18 protein-coding genes are annotated in these 20,835 nt (G+C 71.2%); 9 read left to right on the forward strand and 9 right to left on the reverse strand.

Annotated elements, in window-relative coordinates; all coding sequences use genetic code 11:
- Positions 1–232 precede the first annotated feature (232 nt).
- From WME95_RS00745 to WME95_RS00755, 3 genes are all read right to left on the reverse strand, one after another.
- On the reverse strand, positions 233–2,968 hold the full coding sequence (locus WME95_RS00745; protein WP_437906479.1) for a Kelch repeat-containing protein: 2,736 nt from the start codon (positions 2,966–2,968) through the stop codon (positions 233–235).
- 292 nt (positions 2,969–3,260) lie between these two features.
- Positions 3,261–3,452: a hypothetical protein gene (locus WME95_RS00750; RefSeq protein WP_437906480.1), complete on the reverse strand. Its 192-nt coding sequence runs from the start codon at positions 3,450–3,452 to the stop codon at positions 3,261–3,263.
- A 227-nt stretch (positions 3,453–3,679) separates the two neighbouring features.
- The gene (locus tag WME95_RS00755; RefSeq protein WP_437906481.1) at positions 3,680–5,299 is read right to left on the reverse strand and encodes a DUF1552 domain-containing protein; all 1,620 of its coding nucleotides are present in this window, start codon (positions 5,297–5,299) and stop codon (positions 3,680–3,682) included.
- 289 nt (positions 5,300–5,588) lie between these two features.
- Between WME95_RS00755 and WME95_RS00760 the strand changes: the two genes are divergently transcribed.
- Both WME95_RS00760 and WME95_RS00765 read left to right on the forward strand, forming a co-directional pair.
- Positions 5,589–7,694: an FG-GAP repeat domain-containing protein gene (locus tag WME95_RS00760; protein ID WP_437906482.1), complete on the forward strand. Its 2,106-nt coding sequence runs from the start codon at positions 5,589–5,591 to the stop codon at positions 7,692–7,694.
- Positions 7,695–8,025: 331 nt separating this feature from the next.
- A complete protein-coding gene (locus WME95_RS00765) occupies positions 8,026–8,532 on the forward strand; it encodes an RDD family protein (protein ID WP_437906483.1) in 507 nt (168 codons plus the stop codon).
- A 47-nt stretch (positions 8,533–8,579) separates the two neighbouring features.
- Here the strand turns inward: WME95_RS00765 and WME95_RS00770 are convergent, their stop codons facing one another.
- Positions 8,580–8,942 (reverse strand): hypothetical protein, encoded by a 363-nt coding sequence (locus WME95_RS00770; RefSeq protein ID WP_437906484.1) that lies wholly within the window; start codon positions 8,940–8,942, stop codon positions 8,580–8,582.
- 391 nt (positions 8,943–9,333) lie between these two features.
- Here WME95_RS00770 and WME95_RS00775 point away from each other — a divergent pair, with 391 nt between their 5' ends.
- Both WME95_RS00775 and WME95_RS00780 read left to right on the forward strand, forming a co-directional pair.
- The gene (locus WME95_RS00775) at positions 9,334–10,350 is read left to right on the forward strand and encodes a zinc-binding alcohol dehydrogenase family protein (RefSeq protein ID WP_437906485.1); all 1,017 of its coding nucleotides are present in this window, start codon (positions 9,334–9,336) and stop codon (positions 10,348–10,350) included.
- Positions 10,351–10,633: 283 nt separating this feature from the next.
- Positions 10,634–11,038 (forward strand): hypothetical protein, encoded by a 405-nt coding sequence (locus tag WME95_RS00780; protein WP_437906486.1) that lies wholly within the window; start codon positions 10,634–10,636, stop codon positions 11,036–11,038.
- A 45-nt stretch (positions 11,039–11,083) separates the two neighbouring features.
- Here the strand turns inward: WME95_RS00780 and WME95_RS00785 are convergent, their stop codons facing one another.
- The 4 genes from WME95_RS00785 to WME95_RS00800 form a co-directional block, all read right to left on the reverse strand.
- Positions 11,084–12,976, reverse strand: a complete 1,893-nt coding sequence (locus WME95_RS00785; RefSeq protein WP_437906487.1) for a hypothetical protein — start codon at positions 12,974–12,976, stop codon at positions 11,084–11,086.
- 48 nt (positions 12,977–13,024) lie between these two features.
- Positions 13,025–14,137 carry a hypothetical protein gene (locus WME95_RS00790; RefSeq protein WP_437906488.1) on the reverse strand — a complete coding sequence of 371 codons (1,113 nt, stop codon included), beginning with the start codon at positions 14,135–14,137 and terminating at the stop codon, positions 13,025–13,027.
- A gap of 210 nt (positions 14,138–14,347) precedes the next feature.
- On the reverse strand, positions 14,348–14,968 hold the full coding sequence (locus tag WME95_RS00795) for a hypothetical protein (protein WP_437906489.1): 621 nt from the start codon (positions 14,966–14,968) through the stop codon (positions 14,348–14,350).
- Positions 14,965–15,219, reverse strand: coding sequence for a YdeI/OmpD-associated family protein (locus WME95_RS00800; RefSeq protein WP_437906490.1), 255 nt, complete (start codon positions 15,217–15,219; stop codon positions 14,965–14,967). The genes WME95_RS00795 and WME95_RS00800 overlap by 4 nt, the downstream gene beginning before the upstream one ends.
- 162 nt (positions 15,220–15,381) lie before the next feature.
- Here WME95_RS00800 and WME95_RS00805 point away from each other — a divergent pair, with 162 nt between their 5' ends.
- From WME95_RS00805 to WME95_RS00815, 3 genes are read left to right on the forward strand one after another with little or no spacing between them, the layout of a single operon-like run.
- The gene (locus WME95_RS00805) at positions 15,382–16,290 is read left to right on the forward strand and encodes a hypothetical protein (protein WP_437906491.1); all 909 of its coding nucleotides are present in this window, start codon (positions 15,382–15,384) and stop codon (positions 16,288–16,290) included.
- A 2-nt stretch (positions 16,291–16,292) separates the two neighbouring features.
- A complete protein-coding gene (locus WME95_RS00810) occupies positions 16,293–17,069 on the forward strand; it encodes a hypothetical protein (protein ID WP_437906492.1) in 777 nt (258 codons plus the stop codon).
- Positions 17,066–17,440 carry a hypothetical protein gene (locus WME95_RS00815; RefSeq protein WP_437906493.1) on the forward strand — a complete coding sequence of 125 codons (375 nt, stop codon included), beginning with the start codon at positions 17,066–17,068 and terminating at the stop codon, positions 17,438–17,440. Before WME95_RS00810 ends, WME95_RS00815 begins: the two co-directional genes overlap by 4 nt.
- A gap of 351 nt (positions 17,441–17,791) precedes the next feature.
- On the opposite strand, the gene WME95_RS00820 is transcribed toward WME95_RS00815, so the two are convergent.
- Positions 17,792–18,994 carry an IS110 family transposase gene (locus WME95_RS00820; protein ID WP_437904722.1) on the reverse strand — a complete coding sequence of 401 codons (1,203 nt, stop codon included), beginning with the start codon at positions 18,992–18,994 and terminating at the stop codon, positions 17,792–17,794.
- A 401-nt stretch (positions 18,995–19,395) separates the two neighbouring features.
- Here WME95_RS00820 and WME95_RS00825 point away from each other — a divergent pair, with 401 nt between their 5' ends.
- Together WME95_RS00825 and WME95_RS00830 are read left to right on the forward strand one after the other, a co-directional pair.
- Positions 19,396–19,992, forward strand: a complete 597-nt coding sequence (locus WME95_RS00825; protein WP_437906494.1) for a multinuclear nonheme iron-dependent oxidase — start codon at positions 19,396–19,398, stop codon at positions 19,990–19,992.
- A complete protein-coding gene (locus WME95_RS00830) occupies positions 19,989–20,717 on the forward strand; it encodes a hypothetical protein (protein ID WP_437906495.1) in 729 nt (242 codons plus the stop codon). The genes WME95_RS00825 and WME95_RS00830 overlap by 4 nt, the downstream gene beginning before the upstream one ends.
- The last annotated feature ends 118 nt before the right edge of the window (positions 20,718–20,835 follow it).

Genomic DNA, 20,835 nt, shown 5'->3' on the forward strand with positions numbered 1-20,835 from the left:
TCGCGCGTCGGCTGATCGCGCGGGTGCTGTTTGAGGGGGGCGTGACGGCGGATCGCAGCTCCTCGGGCGGCATGGACCCGGACCGGGCCCAGCTGTCAAGCCCCGGGCCTGGGGTGATCGGCGACGGGTCGTCGACGTCGATCATGAGTTTGTCTGGCCGCGTAGCGCCGCGGGCAGCGACAGGAGCGGGGCGCGGCCTCGCTCCCGCGGGGATGCGCGGGCCTCGCCGGGGTCAGGGCGTGTAGACCTCGGCGCTCGGCAGACTTCCGGAGTATACTCCGCCTGTGACCAGTACCTTGCCGTTCCCGAGCAGGAGCGCTGTATGGCTGTTTCGTGCCTGGTTCATCGAGCCGGTGGGGGCCGAAGTCGTTCCTGTCGAATTCACGAGCCAGGCTGTCGCCACCTGAGACGTCCCCATATAGCCTCCAGCGATCAACACCCTGCCGTCCGCGAGCCGCGTCGCCGTGTGGTAGGCGCGGATACCGATGGACGGTCCGGCTGACCAGCTGTTCGTCGCCGGATGATACAGCTCGGTGCTCGACAGATAGTTGTGGCCGTTGGCACCTCCGGCGATCAGCACGTCGCCATTGTTCAGCAACGTCGCCGTGTGATACCAACGCGGGACGCTCATGCTGCCCGCGTGCGACCAGCTGTCGGTCGCCGGATGATAGAGCATGGCCCTGGCCAACAGCGTCCCGTTGCCGTTACCGCCCGTGACCAGCACGTCGCCGCTCGTGAGCCGCGTCGCGGTATGCTTGCCGAGGGTGGCGCCGTCCGGCGCGGCAGGCGACCAGGTGTTGTTCGCCGGATCGTAAAGCGCGACTGGGGCAGTGAGAGCGTCGAGCAGGAACCCACCCACGACCAGCACCTTGCCGTTCAGGAGCAGCGTGGCCGAGTGTCCGACTCGGGCGGCGTGCGGCGATGCCGCGGGCGACCATGAATTGGTCGTCGGATCGTACACCTCGGCGGCGTTGGACGCGGACGTCCCGTGGCCTCCCACGACCAGCACCTTGCCGTTCGGGAGCCGCGTCATCGTGTGCTCATCTCGCCCAGTTGCCATGGGAGGGGCCGCTGTCCAGGTATTGGTTACCCGATCGTACAGCTCGGCGCGGTTGGCCGCTGGCGCATGGCCACCCCCCGTCACCAGCACCCTGCCGTTGCCGAGCGCGATCGCTGCGTGCTCGGCTCGAGCGTCATTCATCGGCGTGACCATCGTCCATGTCGTGGCAGCCCACGTCGTGGTCGGATCGGCATAGAGCTCTGCGCTGGACAGGTACACGTTCGTGAAGATTCCAAACCCCAGGCCGCCCGCGAGGAGCACCTTGCCGTTCCCGAGCCGCGTCGCGGTGTGCCCGCTGCGCTCGTCGCTCATCGCTGGAACCGAGGTCCACGCATCGGCCGCCGGATTGTAGAGGGCGGCGGTCGCGGTCGATGTGATGCCGGTGGCCCCTCCTGTCACGAGCACGTCGCCATTGTAGAGCAGCGTCGCAGTGTGTCCGGTGCGGGGGGCAGCCATCGGAGCGGCCGCCGTCCACGAGGGGGCTGCCGGATCGAAGATCTCGGCGCTCGCGAGCTTGTTGGAGGAGGGGTTGTAGCCGCCCGTGACGAGCACCTTGCCGCTCGCGAGCCGAGCCGCGGCGTGTTGATTGCGGGGCGTGCTCATCGATCCAGCCGACGACCACGCGCCGGTGCTCGGATCGTAGAGCTCCGCGCTCGAGAGGTAGGAGCCGTTGCGCCCGCCCGCGACGAGCACCTTGCCGCTCGTGAGCAACGTCGCGGTGTGCTCGCCACGGCCCTGGGTCATCGGTGCGGCCGCCGACCAGGTGTCGGTCGCGGGATTATAAATCTCGGCGCTGGCCACGTAGGTGTTGCCGGCGGTGAGCCCGCCGGTCACCAGCACCGTGCCATCGTTGAGCAGCGTCGCGGTATGCCCCTCGCGCGAAGCGGCCATCGGCGCGGCCGTCGACCAAGTGTTCGTGCTCGGGTCGTAGAGCTCGGCGCTCGCGACTGGCGCGTTCGAGGCCCCGTTTCCGCCCGCGATGAGCACCCTGTGGTCGTTCAGCCGTGTCGCCGTGTGGTAGCGGCGGGCGGCGGCCACCGATCCGGCGGATGACCAGGTGTTCGTGCTCGGGCTGTAGAACTCGGCGCTCGCCAGGAGAGCGCCGTTGTACCCGCCCACGACGAGCACGTCGCCGTGCTGGAGCAGCGTTGCAGAGTGCCCGTGGCGCGCGGTGCTCATCGCGCCGGCCGGCGCCCACACGGGGTCGACCAGCGCGGGCTCGCCGCCCGCGTCCGCCCAGAGCTCGATGGTCGCCCCGCGCACCGCGAGGCGCGCGGCGATCGGGCGACCGCCGCGCGCGAACGCGGCCGGCGCCGTCACGCGCAGCCGCGGCGCGCCGGACTCGTCGACGACCTCGACGGCGTCGCCCTGCTGCCTCAGGGTCGCGCCCGCGACCTCCCACGCGGCCGCGGGAGCGCCCGCGCGCGCGACGCCCGCGTCGAGCAGCAGCCACTCCTCGTAGCCTTCCTCGATCGCCGACCAGAACGACGTGCCGCCTTCGCGCCGGAACGCCACCGCCTGCTCGGCGATAACGCCCTCGCCCTCGGCGCCGATCTCGCGCACACGCGCCTCGAAGCCGCCGGGCAGATGGAACCGGATCTCCCCCTCGCCGCGCGCCGGCAGCGCGGCGTGCAGCCCGCCGCGTCGCTGGAGCGAGGCCTCGATCTCGCCGTCGCCGGCCAATCCGACGGTCGAGGCGAGCGCGAAGCCGCGGTCGACCGCGACGAATGCCTCGCCGCCCCCGAGGATCTGCAGCGCGTGGTCGGGGAAGCGAAGCCGGAGCTCGTCGCCCGCGGGCGGCTCGGGGCCCAGCGCGCAGCCGGCGCCGCCCGTGGACAGCACCCCGCAGAAGAGCAAGGTAGACAAGATGAACAGCCAGCGCTGGAACGGGGAATCGAAACGCATCATGACGCTCCTCCTTGAGTCATCGGTTTCCAGAGACCGCGGTCTCGGGGCGGAAAGGGAAAGAGAACCTCGGCGGCGTGTGGGGCTAAGAAATCCAAACGCGATGCGGCCTGCATGCATGCTGCCACGTCGCAGGGTCATGGGGCCACCCCATCGCAGGGTTATGGCGCCAGGGGGGAGACGACGTGATCGGTCTCGACCATGCCCGAGACCGCGAAGCGTGTCGATGTCTCCGGAGCCGGGCGCGCAGCGACCGGCGACGTCGCTCGCGGAGAGGGTTTTCCGGCGTGACATGTCACGGTGCAAGCGCGCCGATCGAGCCCGCGCGCACGTGCGCGTGTACCGACTCCGGCAGCTCCGCGACCAGCGCTAGCCGCCGGCTCACCCTGCTCGGCGTCCGGCCGAATCGCTTGCTCAGCTCCTCGCCGCTGAGGCCGAATCGCTCCCGCAGCTCGCGCAGAAACCAGCCCGTGACCGTGCTGGTCATCAATCTCTGAACCCGCAGGCTGGCTGCTTCCATCCGCGAGGTGGACGAGCTCGTGCTCTCGGCGCGAGCGCCTGCCGGGCCGGCTCCAGCAGCGCTCGAGGTAGGACGATCAGGGGGTGAGATCGATCAGCGATTGGGTGCCTACGGCTTCCGGGGGCGTCGGCGCGGTCGCTGGAGGGCTCGGGGAGCACGGCGGTCCCGAGGCCGATGAAGACGAGGGAGACCGCTCAGGAGTTCGCCCTGAGCGCGGTGAACTCGCCTGGATCGTGGATGGTGGGGGGATTGGTCCCGCCACCGATGAAGTCTTCCGTCCGGTCGTACATGCCGAAGTGGGTCACCGGCGCCGAACCGCCCGGCGCCGGGAAACCATCCGCGCCCGCCTTGACCCCGAGGGCGTTCATCAGGCTGCAGAAGTACTTGTTGATCGGCGCGTTGGCGAGCGACGGATCGGTCCCCGTCTCCTGGGAGATCGCGTCGACCCGGTCCGACGTGCCGTCGGCACACGTGATCTCGCTGTTGCCGGTCGTGAGATCGGGCGAGCCGTCATCGACGTTCACGGCCCAGCCGGTCTTGAAATAGCCGCCGGCGCTGCCGGCCTGGATGATCGGCAGGTTGTTGAGGTTGCGGGCGCAGCCGTCCGACGCGTCCTGGAACCAGACGGCCGCGCAGCTGTCGAGGAGCGTCCCGTCGCCCTCGTCGATACGGTTCAGCTGCCCGACGAGGTGGGCGAACTTCCTCGCATAGTAGTCGTCGATCGTGAGGATCATGTCGATCACACCGGGGACGCAGGTGCCCGTCATGCCCGCATGGGGCAAGCGACTCGCGAGACCGGCGGCCTCTTGCGTCAGGCCGAGCCCCTTGAAGCTGTAAGCCGCGGGGTACTTCAGGAAGATGACGGGGTTCGCGTTGCACGCCGCCGCGAGCACGGCGAGGTTCGAATAGAGGTCGGCTCCGTCCAGGCTGTCCGAGATTCGCTGCGTCAGCTTCTCGGAGTACGAGACCGTGCTCGTCAGGTCGATGTTTTCTTGCGTCACGCCGAGCGCCGTGGCGAGGGACGTGTTGCACTGCGAAGGGACCACAACGTTTCCTGTCGCGTGGAGGAGCTCCTTCCAGGCTGCGAGCTTCTGCTTGTCGGAACGGCTCATGTCGAACCGCTCGAGCGTCTGCAGATCATCCCTCACGATGTCGAGGATGCTCTTGCCGCGCATCGCCGCGTAGGTGTCCGGAGACGTCGGCTTCCCGGCCTCGAAGAGGCCCGTGAGGTTGCTGAAGGCCTGCTGCGCGTCGAGGCCCTTGAAGAGGGTCTCGGCGGCGGAGTAGGAGATCGCCGACTGAGAGTTGTCATTCCCACCGATCGTGTTCATGAGCAACGGAGTGCCTTGCGGGCTGAGCTGTCGTGCGATGACGTGGTCCAGCGAGGGACCGGTCGGCATGGCGTAGAACTTCGTCGCCGTGTTGAAGCTGAACGGGTCGTTGCTGTTGGGAGTGACCGGGTGGCAAGTGAAGTACGACCCGTTCACCTGCGTGTTTTCATCGTTCCCCTGCCCCCGAACCATCGTCGCCGTCCACTCGTTCATCGCGCGGATGCCTCGGGGCATGAGGAGCTTGTCGACGTAAGGCGCGAGGTGCTTGAGCGTCGTCGACTCGAGGTCCGCGGCGGTGAGCGGGCCGTGGGACTTCTTCGGGAACCACCGCGTCGTGATGCAGCCATAGTGCGTGTACATCACGATCAGCCGCTTCGGTGGTGTGGCCGGCTGCGCCATCACGGAGCGGTCGAGGATCGAGCCGAGGAACGGCGCTGCGACGCAAGCTCCGCCCAGCCCCCGGAGGAAAATTCTTCGGCTCACGCGCTTTGTCATGGTCGTATTTTTCCTGCCTCAATAGATGTGGCGCACGGCTGACACCCGGAACGCCCTCCGGATGCCCGCGTTCGCCACCTCTCCGTCAGCCCTACAATGCCCGCGGACTCGTGAACCTATTTGGATTTCGCTCGGCCGGGAGCGTTCTTCGCGCGGAAGGATGCCCCGCGCGTCACGGGCGACAGCGACGCCGGGAAAGAGCTCGTCGCGCGGCGGGGGGCGGCGGTAACTGGCGGCCATCGCGACGCTTCGCTGCTTGCGATGCTAGGTTGAGAGCATGACGATGAGGTCGAATCGCGCCCTGTTTGCGGTTGCCGTCTCTGCGTTGCTGGGCGCATGCGGTGGGGAAACAGCGCCCTCCAGCCCGGAGGCGGGCGGGACGACGGGCTCGCCCGCCGGCGGAACGGGGACAGGCGGCGTGGACGCGAGCGGCAGCGCGGCGGGGACGGGCGGCGCGGGCGCGAGCAGCAGCGCGACCGGGGGTGGCGTGGACGCGAGCAGCAACGCGACCGGGGGAGGGACGGGCGGCGCGGGGCCCGTGCAGCTCACGGGAGCCGTCGAGAAAGGGCCGTTCGTGGTCGGCTCGTCGGTGGTGATCTCGGTCCTCGGTCATGACCTGACCCCGACGGGACAGACGTTCATCACGGCGACGGGCGACGACCTTGGACATTTTGAAGTGGCTCTCGCTCACCCCGGTCCGGTCTCGATCGTGAGCGAAGGGTTCTATTACAACGAGGTCACCGGCCGCCTCTCGGGCGCCCCGCTGACGCTGCGCGCGCTGTTCGACGTTGCCGGCGATGCGCCGGAGCAGACCGCGTACGTCAACCTGATCACGCACCTCGGCTACGAGCGGGCCAGGCGGCTCGCCGAGGGCAGCGGGGATCTCGCGGCTGCGGTCGAGCAGGCAGAGGGTGAGCTCCGCGCAGCGCTCGGCATCGGCCCGGCAGGCTTCGACCCCCACGCGGGCGGCGTCGAGATGAACGCTCTCGGGGGCGACGGCGACGCCAATGCGTACCTCCTCGCCGTCGGCGCCGTGGTGCTCAAGGCAGCCCTCCTCGAGGCGGGTGAGCGCGGCTCTGTCGACGCGACGATGCAGGAGCTCGTGAATCAGCTCTCGCTCGATCTGGCGAGCGACGGCGCGCTCGACCCCGCGCTCGTCGCGGAGCTCGCCGGCGCGGCCTCGGCGCTGGATCGCTATGAAGTGAAGGATCTCCTGGGCGAGCGGCTCGAGGAGCTGGGCTCGACCGCGGAGGTGCCGGACATCGACAGGTTCTTCGACGAGGATGGCGACGGTATCTACGACGCCGAGGATACCTGTCGCCTCGTCCCGAACCCGAGCCAATCGCCGCTGAACGCGGTCTGCTCGGTCAAGAAGGTCCGCGTCTCCGAGCCCCTCGAGGGCGGCAGCCTGACCGAGATCTTCGTCCGCGACGCCGATCAGGACGGCCGCGCCGACGTCATCCTCGGCAATGTCGGCGGGGGCTCGGGCGAGGGGCTGGGCGTGATGCGGGGCAAGGGGACGGGGCGGCTGGAAGAGCCCGTCTGGGCGCTGCCGCCCAGGGATTACTACGCCGCGGCGATCGTCGCCGACTTCAACGAGGATGGCGATCCCGACGTCGTGGCGGAGGTGTGGGGCCTGTCGCTCGCCGTGGGGGGGCCGGGAGCGACGTTTCTGCCCGCGGTCGAGATCGATCCGGCGAGCGCGCTCTGTCTGGCGACCGCGGATTTCAACGGGGATGGGCATCAAGATCTCGCATCCGGCGGTGCTTCGGACGTGACCATTTTCCTGGGGGACGGCGCGGGCGGGTTCGTGGCGACAGCGACGGTGCCCGCCGACTCTCCGGTTGCGCTCGCCGTGGGGGACTTCGACGCCGACGGCAACGAGGATCTGGCGGCGGCTCACTGGGACCAGAGGAAGGTCAGCGTCTGGCTCGGCGACGGGGCGGGGGGCCTCGATTCACCGACCGCATTCGCGATGCCTTCCAAGGTGTCGTCGGTGTCCGTCGGGGACTTCGACGGCAATGGCGACCAGGACCTGGTCGTGGCCATGCTCGACGGGAGGCTGCGCGTGCTCGTCGGCGACGGCGCGGGCGGCTTCACCCAGGGGCCCGAGCACCAGGTGTCGGCGAATCACCATGCCAGGACCGCGATGGCCGACTTCACCGGTGACGGGAGAGACGATGTCGTCGCGAACTGGGCCATGGACGGCGTGATCCACCTGGTCGTCAGCGAGGGGACGGCGTTCGGCGAAGATCACACCTTCGACGAGGCGAACAGCCGGGAGGGCCTGTCTCTCGGTGTCGGCGACCTCAACGGGGACGAAAGGCCCGACATCGTGTACGACGACGGCGAAGCCGTGACCATGCTGGTCATCAATCTCTGAAGCCGCAGGCTGGCTGCTTCCCTCCACGAGGCCGACGAGCTCGTGCTCTCCGCTGGCCGGGACGCCGTGTAGGACGCGAAGGCAGCGGGGAGCGTCGACTTCGTGCTCGGCGGTGAGCTCGATCCGGCGCCGCGCCGCCGGTCGCCCTTGCGATCCGTCCACGCTCCGAAAAGCGTGTCCGGTTTGATCGTTCCTTCATCGCCGGGCCGAAGGGGCTGTCTTCACGCCGTCGCCTGCGGGGCGTAGCATGCGGTTGGGCGCGTCGACTCCGGGGGCAGTCTGCCCTCGAGCGCTGCGCCGCGACGTCACCCAACCCGCATCGAGAGGTCTCATGAGTTCTCCGACCGCCCAGCCCGCCGAGAGCTACAACCCCTACGAAGCACCCAGGGCAGACGCGCCCGCGGCGCTGCAACCGGAGGAGCGCTCGCGGTTGCGGCTCGCGAGCGGCGGCCGGCGGTTCGCGAACCTCATCGTCGACTACATGGGATCGATGCTGTTCACGTTCCTCGCGGGCGCGATCTTGGGGCTCCTCGGCGGCGCCGAGGTGTTCGAGCAGGTCAACGATACGTTGCTCGGTCTCGTGATGATGTTCGCGTACTATGTCTCGATGGAGGCGATCTTCGGCGCCACGCTGGGCAAGCTCGTCACGGGCACGCGGGTCGTGATGGAGGACGGCAGCCGCGCCGGCCTCGGTCGGATCGCGATCCGGACCCTGTGCCGGTTCATCCCCTTCGAAGCGTTCACGTTCCTGAAGCGGGGCGACGCGCCCGTGGGCCTGCACGACGGGCTGTCGAAGACCCGCGTCATCCTCGTGCGCGGCGCTGACGACGCACGTTGAGAGGCGGTGCGCCGAGCTCCTGTGGGACCGCCTCGCGACGGGGCAGGTCAGGGGAGGGCCTGCTCGCGAAGGCGAGCGAGAGAACGAGAACACTGGAGGGCCATGGCGCCGAACCCGAGAAAGCAGACACCCACGTCAGACCAGCTCCGGAGGTCGAGGGCTTCGACGCGCACGAGCAAGAGGTACGCGAAGGCGAGGTTGGCCAGCGCCCAGGCCACGTTCACCGCCGGCGGCGACAACCCCTTGAATGGCGGTGATGCGAACGGGGTCTGCAACGGCTGGCCGGACACGCCGGCGATCAGGTGGGGGAGCGCATTGGCGAGGAACGCCCCACCGAAGAAGTACGCGAAATAGACATACCAGGGCATGGAGATCTCCTCGAGCTGTTCGAGCGGAGACGGCTCTCGCATCAAGAAGTAGGTTGGGCGGCTTTCCCACGCAAGGAAGAAGGCAGGGCCGCCTTCTTCGTGTCCGGCTCGACGGGGCCGGGGCAGAGCGGGTCGGGGTCGCTGCCATCGTCAGGGAGCGGCTCCTCGACGCCCGTGTCCGACCCGGAGGGCACCGGCTGGCACGCGAGGCCAGCGCTCATGAACAAGAGAAACGGGAGTAAGCCTCTTCGCATGCCGTAGCAGTAACAGATGGTACCTTCGGAGAGAGGCAGTGGCAAGGATGCGACCGGGGCGATCTGTGAACGGCGTTCACAGATCTTCGTCGCCGCGGGTGGATTGTCCGTCGCGCCGGCGAGGGTCACCTTGCGGCGCGTGACGGGGCCTCTTGCCGGTCCCGCAGAGGAGCAACACCATGCATGCCGTAGGAGTCCACCGCTACCTTCCCATCGAGCACCCCGAGAGCCTGCTCGATCTCCAGCTGCCGGAGCCGGCGCCGAGGCCGCGCGATCTGCGCGTGCGGGTGTGCGCGGTGGCCGTGAACCCGGTCGACGTGAAGGTCCGCGCGCCGAAGCCCCGGGTCGAGAACCCGCCGCGCGTCCTCGGCTGGGACGCCGCCGGCATCGTCGAGTCGGTCGGCGCGGACGTCACCGTGTTTCGGCCGGGAGACAAGGTCTATTACGCCGGCAGCATCGCGCGGCCGGGCAGCAACGCGGAGGTGCACCTCGTCGACGAGCGCATCGCCGCGCCGATGCCGCGGTCGCTCGGGTTCGCCGACGCGGCGGCGCTGCCACTCACCTCGCTGACCGCGTGGGAGGGGCTCTTCGAGCGCCTCGGCGTCGACCCCGAGGGGCGCGACGCGGGGAGCACCGTGCTCGTCCTCGGCGGCGCCGGCGGCGTGGGCTCGATGGTAGTGCAGCTCGCCAAGGCCGCAGGGCTGCGGGTCGTCGCGACCGCCTCGCGCGAGGAGAGCCGGGCGTGGGCGCGCTCCCTCGGCGCGGACGTCCTCGTCGACCACCGCGCGCCGCTCCGTCCGCAGCTCGAGGCCGCGGGGATACAGCACGTGGAGCTCATCTTCAACACGCAGAGCACCGAGGCGTGGTGGGACACGATGGCGGACCTCGTGGCGCCGCGCGGGCGCATCGTGGGGATCGTCGAGGCGAAGGCGCCGCTCGATCTCGGGAAGCTCATGTCGAAGAGCGCGACCTTCGCGTGGGAGCTGATGTTCACGCGGTCCCTCTACGAGACCGCGGACATGGCCGCGCAGCGGGCGATCCTCACGCGCGTGGCGGCGTGGGTCGACGAGGGGCGGGTCCGCACGACGCGCCGCGAGCACTTCGGCCGGATCAGCGCGGCGAACCTGCGCGCCGCGCACGCCCGCATCGAGTCGGGGCAGGCGGTGGGCAAGCTGGTGCTGGAGGGGTGGGGCTGACCGCGAGGCGCGCCGGGCCGCTGGCTCACCTGCCACAGGGTGTCACGTGACACCCTCGTGGCGATGTGTCACCCGCGGCGCTCCTGGCCAGCGGCGCGCGCAGGCGCCCGAGGGCGCGGCGCGAGCACCTCCGCGCAGCGGAGGCGGGCGGCGCGCGGCCGAGACGAGGCTCAATCTTCGCGGTTCGGCGCGAGTTCGCAGCTGGCCTGCCGGTTGCTGAGGTCCCTGCGCGAGCGAGCCGTCGAGATGAATCGACGGCAGCGCCACCCCAGGAGAACTCGCCATGATGTTCGAACGACATGTGCTCATTCGCCGGACCTTGATCGCCGCTGCCCTCGCGTTGCCCATCGGCGCCGCGATCGCCGCGAGCGCGCCGAACGACGCGGTGGCCGGCTGCCAGATCACGGTGCGCGTGCACAACTCCGGCAGTCGGCCGTTCACGGTCGACTGGGACGAGAGCAAGGTGAAGGTGTCCGGCGGCACGTGGGACAAGCTCGCGAAGACCTCGTCCGAGTCGGTCGGCGCCGGTCAGACGAAATCGGTCGTCTATGGGGCGCTCTTCAACTGCGGAGCGAATCGCCGGTATCAGATCCACACGACCCGGGGCGGCGACGAGGAGACGACCTACTTCCCGGGCGTCAGCGCCTGGACGACGGACCAGTCGCCCACGATCAACATCTCGATGTGACGCTGCCACGAGCGCGGTCCGGGCCTCTCGCGCCGTGGGTCGACGTCAGCGGGCGAGGAGCGCGATCGCGTCCTGGATCCCGGCGTGGGTCAGCCGTACGCGGACGTCGACGCGGGCCGCGCCGGATCCGAGCACCTCGGAGGTGACGGCGAGCGGGACGGCGACCCCGCCGCGCGCCGGCAGCGCCGCGAGCGCGGCGAGATCCCTGGCGGCCTCGTCCAGCGCCTCGGGCGTGTCGCCGTTCGCCGCGAGCAGCGTCAAGCCGACCAGCGAGAAGAGCCCGCCGGCCAGCGTCCCGCGCCTCCGCAGCACGTCCATGTCCGGCGCCGCGCCGAGCGTGCCCTCGTCGCGACCCGGATCCGCCGCGACGCGCAGCCGAGCCACCAGGGCGGCGTCGTCCTCGCTGATCCCGAGCCACGTCCGCTGGCCGGCGGGGACGACATAGAGGTGGGTCGTGTGCGCGGGCGGGGCGTCCTTCGTGAGCGGCTTGGAGCGGAGCTCGACGTGGAGCGTCCCCGCGGGCAGCGAGGCGGGCGCGCGGACGATCGCGTGCGTCGTGCTCTGCTTGTCCTCGTCGTCCTTCTTCGGCTTGCCCGCGGCCTGAGCGGTGTTTCCGTCCTTCGGCGCGCTCCGCTTGAACCTGTCGAGCTCATCGCCGCGCTGGAGGAGCTCCTTCACCCCGGAGATCCAGGTCTGCGCCGGCTCCTCGACCGAGGCCAGCACCCACCCCTGGAGCGCGAGGCGCGCCGCCTTTCGCGCGCGCGGCGCCCCCTTGTCGCGCTGGTAGGCCGCGAGCGCCTTCTCCGCCGCCGCGCCGTTCGCCCCCGCGCCGACGACGAGGGGGCCGCCCGTGAGGGCCAGGGTCTCGAGGCGAGCGAGGACCTGATCGAGCCGCGTCCCGTCGTAGCCGTCGTCGATCATGTCGTCGCGCAGCGCCTTGAAGACGGCCTCCCGCAGCGGGGTGAGCTCGGCGCGCGACGCGCCCTGCGTGTGGAAGGCGACCGCCGTGTCGGCCGGGAGGCGGAAGAACGCCGGCGGCGGCGCGGCGTCCTGCGCGGCGGCCGGCGCGAGGGCCAGCGTGAGGGGCGAGCGCCGGCCCGCGAAGCGCAGCGTGAGGCCGACCTCGACGTCCGCGCGGCCCCACGTGAGGTCGACGTTCAACCGCTCGATGTCGCGCAGGAACCCCGCGGCGAGCTCCTCGCCCAGCGCCCCGGCGCGGCCGTCGTCCTCGTCCGCTTCGTCCGCGGCGCTCGCCTCCTCCACGGCCTGGCGGAGGATCCGATCCGAGAGCTCGATCCGCGCGTCCGCGTCGAGCGGCTCCCGGGCCACGACCTGGACGAGGTAGGCCGCGGCGGCCTCGATGTCCTCCACGTCCTCGCCGCAGAGCAGGCGCGCGCCGTCCCGCCGCTCGCCCGGATCGAAGGCGCAGGCCCAGGGCGGCGCCTCCTCGTCGGGATCGGCGTCACGCGCGCGCTCGACGCGCAACAGGCCCGGGTGCTCCTCGAGCTCCTTGAGCACGAAGCGATCGGCCAGCCGCGGCACCTCCTGCTCCGCGACCGACAGGGAGGCAACGGCGTGAGCGCCCGTGGTGCCCAGGAAGGCGACGTCGATCGGCCTGTCGAGATCGACGATCCCGGCGAGGTCCGGGCCCACCGCTCCCTCGAGCACGCTCGTGGGTTCCGTCGAGCCCATGGTGAACATGAGCGCGCTGCTCGGCACGAGCTGCGCGGCGTTCGCCCAGGTCCGCTTCGGATGGGCGATCCTCAGCACGAAGGTGAGCTCTGCCGGCGCGCTCGCGGGCTGCGCCGCCACGACCGCGGGCGCGGCGACGGCGGGGCGCGGCGCCGCGGGCAGCGGCGCGACGGGAGCGCGCTGGGGAGCCGGGGGGCCGGCGCACGCGGTGAGGAGGGCGATCGGGAGGAGGGCGGCGCGCTTCATGGCGGCGCCGATCGTCGCGCTCGAACCGGGCCCCTGGCAAGCGGGGTGTCACTTCGGGAGCTTCATCACCGTACCTGCGGCGCTGTTCGTCCAGTAGACGCTTGTCGCGTCCACGGTGATGCCCAGCGGATGATCTTGCCCCGTCGCGAGCGTCTCGGGATCGCCGCCTCCGATGGGCACCTTCTTCACGGTGCCGTCGTCGTTCGTCCAGTAGACGCTCTCGGCGTCGATCGCGAGCTTCCGCGGGTTGCGCTGCCCCTCCGCGAGCGCGAAGGGGGGGCCGCCCTCGAGCGGAGCCTTCATCACGGTGCCTCCGTCATTGGTCCAGTAGACGGCGGCGGCGTCCACGGCGATGTCCTGCGGCTTGACCTGCCCGTCCGCGATCGCGCTGGGGGCGCCGCCTGCGACAGGCACCTTCATCACCGTGCCTCCTTCGTTCACCCAGTAGACGTGGGTCGCGTCGACCGCGATGCCGAGCGGCGAGTCTTGCCCCTCCGCGAGCGCGACCGGGGCGCCGCCCGCGACGGGCACCTTCATGACGGTGCCCTGGTCGGCGCTCGTCCAGTAGACGTTCTCGGCGTCGACCGCGATGCCCATGGGGTATGTCTGTCCGTCCGCGAGGACCGTGGAATCGCCCTCGTACGTCGCCATCATGATGATCTCGAGGCCTGAGTCGGTGAAATAGATCTGGCCGGAGGGGTCGAGCGTGATGCTCTGGGGGGCGAAGGGGGGGTCTCCCATGAAGAGGAACTCCGCATTGCCGCCGCGGACAGGCACCGTCATCACCTGTCGAGCGACGGGATCGACCCAGTACGCCGTGGTGTCGTCGACGGCGATGTCCGTCGGCTCGACGCCGCCCGACGCCAGGAGGAGGGGCTGGCAGCGCGACGCCACGCACGGCGCTCCCAGGCAATAATGGCCGCAAGCGCCGCAGTGCTCCGGATCGGAGGTCCTGTCCGCGCAGGCGCCGCCGCAGAAGGACAGGCCATCCTGGCAGCCGGGCGCGTCGTCGCCTCCGGTCCCCGCCGCGGCCACGGCGACGCCTCCGCCCCCGCCGGAGGTCCCCGAGCTCGCGGCGTCGGAGCTCCCAGGAGCGAAGTCCCGAGCTTCGGGGCTACACGCGGACAAAGCAAGCACACTCATCAGCAGGAAGCGGTTCATGGCGCGTAGTGTACACGGAACGCGGGAGCACGTCGGCAAGCCTCCCTGGGAGCGCTCGTGATGTTCGCTGCTGTCGGGCGCTGTCGTATCAGCGGGCCAGCGCGACGAGCGACTCGGGCATGCCGAGGTCGACAAGGGCCCGCCGCACGAGGGAGAAGAGCTCGAGTTAGACGCGATCGAACGCCCCCTCGAGCGGCGTCGCGGCTTTCCTCAGCGCGCCGGCGTCATGCCCGTGTCGTCGAGCGCCGGCCAGGCTGGCCGGAGCGGGAGGACGAGCGCATCGAACGGCGCGGGCAGCGATACGGAGGTCGCCGCGTGCAAGCAGAACTCCCGGCCGGGTCCGAGCACCATCTGGCGCATCCACAGGCCGGCGCTCGCTTGCTCCAGGATCGGCGTGAGCCGGGCGAACAGCTCACCGTAGGAGACGCCGTCGGGCTTGCCGAACCAGTGGGCGTAGCCGGGCGCGTTCAGCGCAACCCCGCCCCGCAGGCGATACAGGCCCCCGGCCCCGCCGCCGGCGAGCGCGGCCGCCGCGTCGTGCGGCGCCGAGCGGCTGGCGGAGACCGCGGCCTCGTTCAAGGCGCCGAGCGCACCGAAATCGTGCACGAGGTACCAGTCCTCGTAGACGTCGCCGCCGCCGGCCGCCCACGGGGCCCCGGACAGCCCGACGCTGAACGACCGGCGAAAGCCCGGCGCGGGCGCTCGGGCGAGCGCCGCGTGGAAGGCGCGCTGCCGGCGCTCGTACTCGCCCGCGGCGGCCTGCGGTTGCCTCCAGTGCCAGAACACGTAGGCCAACATGGACTCGCTGTTCCCTTCCGCGGGATAACTCACGTCTTCTCCGATGCCGGATGCTTCATGTTCATGTAGACACCGCCGGCTTCGAGCTCATCCAGCATCTGGCAGAGGCGCTTGTCCCTGGTGTCCTGCCGCTTCGCCTGATGGATCCACCCGACATAATCGTTCTGCTGGTAGGCAGGGCGCGCCTTGTAAGCATTCATCAGGCCACGCTCGTTCAGCGCGGTCTTGACGAACTCGGGGATCGGGTGCCTGGGCCGTCTCAGGCCTGACGGGTCGGCGCTCATGGCTACCTCGTTATACCGATGCACGGCGTGGAGGTGAAGCGGAGGGCCGTGCCCCTCGCCGCTCGGGGCTCGCCCCGGGCGATCACGGGCTGGGCGCGGCCCTCGTGGTCGATGAAACTTTCACCGCCGTGGGGCGTCTCAGCTCCCCGGAGGTTCCGCCCGATGCCCAGACGTCGTGGTCTCTTCCTTGCGTTCTCCCTTCTTTGTCCGGCGCTGCTCTCCGCCGGGTGTGCCCAGCCGATCGACGCTCCGGACGCGACCGCGTACGTGCTGCTCGATCCCGCGGCGCGCGCTCGCTGGACCGTGGCCAGCGACGGCTGGCAAGGCGCGCCGATCCTGCCGGTCGCCCTCGACGTGGAAGAGACGGCCGTGCTGCGCGGCCCGGAGGGCGCGCAGCGGATCGCGCTGCGCGGGGGCATGCTCGCGCACGTCCGCGGCGTCGAGGGCGAGATCCGATGGCTCGCGCTGGGGGAGGAGGCGCGGGACGACCGCCTGACGCTGCACGCGAGCAAAGCGGCCGCGGCGGCGCTCGCGGCGCTCGTCGGCGGCGAGATCTCCCCGCGCCGCGACGGCATGTGGACGCTCACAGCGCCGGATCTGCTGGAGCGTGGCTCCTTCCTCGATCCGCCCGAGGGCGTGATCGAGGCCCTGCCGGACGCGCAGCGCGATCCCGGCGATCCCGCCGCGTTCGCGCCCTCGGCGGCGCAGGACGCCCTGGACGCGCTCGCCGCGGTGCCTGCGGCCGCCAGAGGCGGCGCGCTGGAGCCTGGCAGCGCGGAGGCAGAGCTGGTCGGCCTCTACGCCGCGGGGCTGCGGACGCTCCTCCTGGACGCGTCCGGGGGCTTCACGCTCGAGGACCGCTGCACCGGGGAGGTGGTCGCGACCGGCGACTACTCGGCCGCGGGCGATCACGTGATGCTGCGATCCGCGGGGGCGGCGCCGATCGTGCTGGGCCGGGATCGGGATAGGCTGGTGCAGCTGGGCTGGGAGGCCTTCGTGCCGCTCGCGCCCGAGCCCTCGGGGCGTGGCGAGGCGGAGAGCGGGCTGCTCGGGAACGGCGGTGAGGAGTGACCATGAAGCGCAGGCATTTGCTGGGAGCGACTGCAGCAGGGCTCGCGGCCACCGCGTGGCCCGCGTTCATCCGCGACGCGTTCGGCGACGGCGCCGCGTGCGACGAGACGGGCAAGCCGGTGGCCGCCGCGGGGTCGCTGGTCCAGGTGTCGGCCGCGTTCCGCCGCGCCCGGCAGGCGAGCAGGGCGCTGCTCGTCTTCGTCATCCCTGCCGACGACAGCGCCAAGTGGGAGCGCGGCCACGCGTTCGGCGAGCTGCTCAACTTCGGCGCGGACGGGGATCTCGCCCCGCTCGCGGGCGTCGAGGTCGTCTGCGCGACCATGGCCGATCTGAAGAAGCTCGTGCCCGGCGCCGGCAACGGGGAGCCGCTCATGGTGGCTGTCAGGACCGACAAGGTGCCTGTCGTCGCGACGCAGCTCGACGTCGCGCTCCCGAGCTACGACGGAATGCGCCGCATGGCGGCCGGGGGCCGGGAGGAGCAGCTGAAGCACGACGACACGATCGCCGCGCAGCGGATCGGCGCGCTCGGGGCGCTGCTCCGGAAGGGCCTTGGCGCCGACGCGCGCAACGTGGAGGCCCGGGCCGCGAGCGTGCGCGCGCGGCTCGTGAAGGCGCCGCCCGCGGGCGCGCAGTGGGCGATCGCCAGCGGCTGCGGGATCGACGTCGAGGGGGCCAAGGACAGCGGGCTCATGGCCTGCGGCATGGGGCACGTGCCCTCCAAGTCACGGCGCTTCCTGTACTTCTTCTCGGTCGACGGGCGCGGGGCATCGACGCGTTGATCCCGGTCGGCCTCACGCTCCAGCCCGACGCGGCGTTCCTCGACCTGCTGGCCGAGGTGATCCTGCGCGACGCCGACTACTACGAGGTGGCGCCCGAGACGCTCTGGCGCGTGCCGGACGCCGCCGAGGCCGATCTCCAGGAGAACGGCTTTCACCGCCGCTTCGCCGAGCTCGCGCGCCGGTCGGACCGGCCGTTCGTCGCCCACGGCGTCGGCTGGTCGCTCGGCGGCGCCTCGGCCGCCGACGCGGGCCGGCGCGCCCGCTGGCTCGCGGCCCTCCGGCGCGACCACGCGATCTTCCGGTTCCGCTGGTACACCGACGATGAGGCAACCCCGAGGTCAAGGGCTTTAGCGCTCTCTTTCCGCGGCTGACCGGCTTCGAAGCGGCAGCGGTAGCGCTCGGCGTCGTCAGTGCAGGTCGTTTCGGCATGGACGTCTCCCTTCGCCCTGGTGGGCGTCGTTACGGTTGTGCTGGAGCGCCGCGTCGCGTCCGCAGGAGCGAGCTGTGGCTCAATCGACGATCCGCATTCACAGGCCGGCGGTTGCCCTGGTGGCCTGGATGCAGGCTGGGGTCCGAAACGGGATCGTGGAGGCGCAATCTATCAAACGGCGTGTTCTACCCAGAGGCGGATCACCCTCGGTGTTCCCGCGCTCATCCACGTAGCCCTCTTTCACGCTCCCAACGTGGCGCGCTCGTGGCGCAGGTCCCCCGTGTGGGGGAAGTCAGTGCATCGAGGCCCTCCTTGAGGTCGAGCTCGGCCTCGATGGAGCCGCTGCCGTGGCGGCATTGAGTCCCTTGTCGACGGACCGCTGCCGGCGGCGCGCCTTGACCGTGGCTCGCTGCAAGGCGTGCGCCTGCTGCTCGACCGACTGCGCCTGCAGGCGCAGGCCCTTGGCCGAGGCAGCCGCTGCGCTCTGCGCGTCGTAGAGCGTGCCGTCGCGCCACATGGCCCACAGCACCCCCGACAGCCGCCGCGCCAGCGCCACGACGGCGATGTGGCGACCCCGGCGTTCGGCAATGGCGTCTGCCCATCGACGCAGTGGGTCGTCGCCGCTCTTGTTCTTGTGCCGCAGGATAGTGTGCGCGGCCTGCGTCAGCAGCATGCGCACGTACGCGTTGCCTTGCTTGGTGATCGAACCCAGCCGCCGCTTGTCGCGCCCGCCGGAGGTGTCCTCCAAGGGAACCAGACCCAGGTAGGAGGCGAGCTGGTGGGCGTGGCGAAAGCGCTTGGCTTCGTCCACGACCGAGACGAACGCGGCAGCGACGACCAGCCCCACGCCGGGCGCCGTGGTCAACCGCGCGATCACCGGCTCGTGGGCGCACAGCTGCTCGAGCGCAGCATCGACCAGCGCGATCTGGGGGTTGAGCACCTCCAGCGCGGTCACCAAGGGCCCGACCAGCTGACGGGTATCGGCTGGCAAAGAGGCCTCGCTCAGCCGCGCGAGAAAATCCTCGGTCATGCATGTCGCGACCTTGTGTCCGCAGGCGCGCAGGATGCCGCGCACGGTGGTGACATACTGGGCCCGCGTCTCGACCAGCGCGCGTCGCACGGCCAGCTGGTGGCGTATGGCTCGCCGGTGGGGCGACAGCACGTGAGCGAGCGGAATGCCCCCGCGCTCGACGGCGCGCGCCAGCGCCTCGGCATCGAGGCGGTCATTCTTGCGGCCGTGCTGGCCAACGCCGAGCTGACGTGCTCGCGTGGTGTCGACGACCAAGACGTCGTGGCCCCAATCGCGGAGCTTGTCGTGAACCACCCAGGCCTCGCGGCACGCCTCGAGCGCCACCCGGGCCGGCGAGGACGACGGACCGAGGACGTCCTGAAGCGAATCAAACGAGCGGACCGTGCGTCGCAGCGCCACCTGCCCGCCCGCTACCTCGCAGAACGAAATCTCGTTGACCCCCAGATCCAGCGCTACACTTCGCATGGCTGACCTCTCCTGGGCCCCCGTCGACTGCGTCTTCGAACGCGTGGGGGTGCCCGCAGGCAACCCTGCAGGCGAGAGGTCAGCCATCTTGCTTGCTGCTCCGAGTGGCTCCTTCTTGCGCGCTGCTCTCCGGAGCTTGGAGCCCCCGCCGGAGGCCTCCGTCCGCCCGTCGCCCGCAGCTTTGTCCGGCTGGAGCGCGCAGGGGGAGTCAAGGGCGGCGGAGCCGGCGAGCTCCGCTCGCGAACCCTTGACGCCCCCGAGCACTCCAGCACGCTCTGCTGCTGCCGATGGGCCGACCTCCACGGTGCAGCGGGCTGTCTTCGCAGGCCCCGCCGCGCGGACACGTCGAGCAGACGCACGGGTCGGTGCGGTCGGCATCGTGGATCCAGGCTCCGCTTGGGTTGCCTCATCCCATCTATCACCTCGGGATCAGCGCGCCCGCCGGGCTCTCGGCCGGGCTGCCGCTCCCGATGCCCATGAGCGCGCACAGCGCCGCGGTTGCCCGCCGCGCGCTCCGGGCGATGCAGGACGTCGTGGAGGACGTCGGCGTCGAGAACAGCGTCAGCTACTTCGTGCTCGGCGATCCGCTGGACGAGCCGCGCTTCCTCGAGCGCATCCTGAGGGCGCCGCGGACGCACCTGCTGCTCGACCTGCACAACGTCCACACCATGGCGGAGAACTTCGGCTTCGATCCGGCCGAGTACGTGGCGCGGCTCGATCTCGCCCGGGTGATCGAGATCCACCTCTCCGGCGGCGGCCCGAGCGATCCGGGCTGGCTGCCTTCAGGCCGGGTGTTGCGGCTCGACGGCCACGACGACGCCGTGCCGGAGCCGGTGTGGCGCCTCCTGGACGAGGTCGCGCCGCGCTGCCCGAACCTGCGCGGGGTGACCCTGGAGCGCATGGAGGGCACGGTGCACGGCGCGGACGACGCGGCGGCCGTGCGGGAGGAGCTCCGCCGCGCGCGGCGCGCGCTCGGCCGGCGCGGGAGGCGCGGGTGACGCGGGCGGCCGGCGGCGGGGCGGCGGGGCGCGCGGCGCGTGGCGGGGCAGGGGAGGCCCGCGGCGGGGCAGGGGAGGCCCGTGGCGGGGCAGGGGAGGCCCGCGGCGGGGCAGGGGAGGGCGCGGCGGCGCGGCTGAGCGGGGCGCAGGCGCACGCGCGTTACGAAGCGCTCGTAGCCCGCGCGATGACCGTCGAGGATCCCGTGGCCGCGCTGCGCGCCGCGGCCGAGGATCCGGCGCTGCCGCCCGCGCTCCGGAAGGCGCTGCTCGGCGCGGACGAGGACGGCGTGAGGATGTCGGCGCTGCTCGTGGCGCGGCTGCGCTTCGAGCGCCTCCTGCGCGGCTCGCCCGAGGCCGAGGCGTGGTTCGACCGCGATCCTGCGGACTTCAGCGCCGCGTTCCGGCGCTACCACGCCGAGGTGCCGCCCACCGCCTTCTTCCCCCCGGGCGAGGCTCGCCTGTTCCGCGGCTGGATCGAGGCGCAATCCGCCCCTGCACGCGGCGCACGGCCTCGTGACCTCGGGGCCATGGCCTCCGAGGGGGCGATCCATCATACCGCCCCCAGCCCTGAGGCAGAGCGACGGATCGGTGCGGTGAGCCGCGACGCTGGCCCAACCGGCGCGCCTGGGGTCTGGAGAGCTGGCGCCGACTGGCCAGTCGCCTCGGGCCCCCGTGATCGCCGAGCATCCCAGTCCCCCGCGCCGCGCCGTCGCCCTCGGGGATGACGCGGCGGACCGGAGGCGTCCGTGCCTTTGTCTTTCTCGTACGCGATGCTGTTCAACAGCCGCCCGTCGTGCGTGATGTCGGCGTGCGCGTCATCCGTCTCTTCAGGCCGAGCGAGCG

It is taken from the genome of Sorangium sp. So ce327 (genome assembly GCF_051530205.1).
Lineage (GTDB): Bacteria > Myxococcota_A > Polyangia > Polyangiales > Polyangiaceae > Sorangium > Sorangium cellulosum_B.

What these genes read in the sequence shown, in the direction of transcription:
- WME95_RS00750 (WP_437906480.1), bottom strand. Translation starts at nt 3,452, where the DNA reads ATGACCAGCACGGTCACGGGCTGGTTTCTGCGCGAGCTGCGGGAGCGA.
- WME95_RS00745 (WP_437906479.1), bottom strand. Translation starts at nt 2,968, where the DNA reads ATGATGCGTTTCGATTCCCCGTTCCAGCGCTGGCTGTTCATCTTGTCT.
- WME95_RS00765 (WP_437906483.1), top strand. Translation starts at nt 8,026, where the DNA reads ATGAGTTCTCCGACCGCCCAGCCCGCCGAGAGCTACAACCCCTACGAA.
- WME95_RS00775 (WP_437906485.1), top strand. Translation starts at nt 9,334, where the DNA reads ATGCATGCCGTAGGAGTCCACCGCTACCTTCCCATCGAGCACCCCGAG.
- WME95_RS00800 (WP_437906490.1), bottom strand. Translation starts at nt 15,219, where the DNA reads ATGAGCGCCGACCCGTCAGGCCTGAGACGGCCCAGGCACCCGATCCCC.
- WME95_RS00820 (WP_437904722.1), bottom strand. Translation starts at nt 18,994, where the DNA reads ATGCGAAGTGTAGCGCTGGATCTGGGGGTCAACGAGATTTCGTTCTGC.
- WME95_RS00785 (WP_437906487.1), bottom strand. Translation starts at nt 12,976, where the DNA reads ATGAAGCGCGCCGCCCTCCTCCCGATCGCCCTCCTCACCGCGTGCGCC.
- WME95_RS00760 (WP_437906482.1), top strand. Translation starts at nt 5,589, where the DNA reads ATGACGATGAGGTCGAATCGCGCCCTGTTTGCGGTTGCCGTCTCTGCG.
- WME95_RS00810 (WP_437906492.1), top strand. Translation starts at nt 16,293, where the DNA reads ATGAAGCGCAGGCATTTGCTGGGAGCGACTGCAGCAGGGCTCGCGGCC.
- WME95_RS00790 (WP_437906488.1), bottom strand. Translation starts at nt 14,137, where the DNA reads ATGAACCGCTTCCTGCTGATGAGTGTGCTTGCTTTGTCCGCGTGTAGC.
- WME95_RS00770 (WP_437906484.1), bottom strand. Translation starts at nt 8,942, where the DNA reads ATGCGAGAGCCGTCTCCGCTCGAACAGCTCGAGGAGATCTCCATGCCC.
- WME95_RS00780 (WP_437906486.1), top strand. Translation starts at nt 10,634, where the DNA reads ATGATGTTCGAACGACATGTGCTCATTCGCCGGACCTTGATCGCCGCT.
- WME95_RS00805 (WP_437906491.1), top strand. Translation starts at nt 15,382, where the DNA reads ATGCCCAGACGTCGTGGTCTCTTCCTTGCGTTCTCCCTTCTTTGTCCG.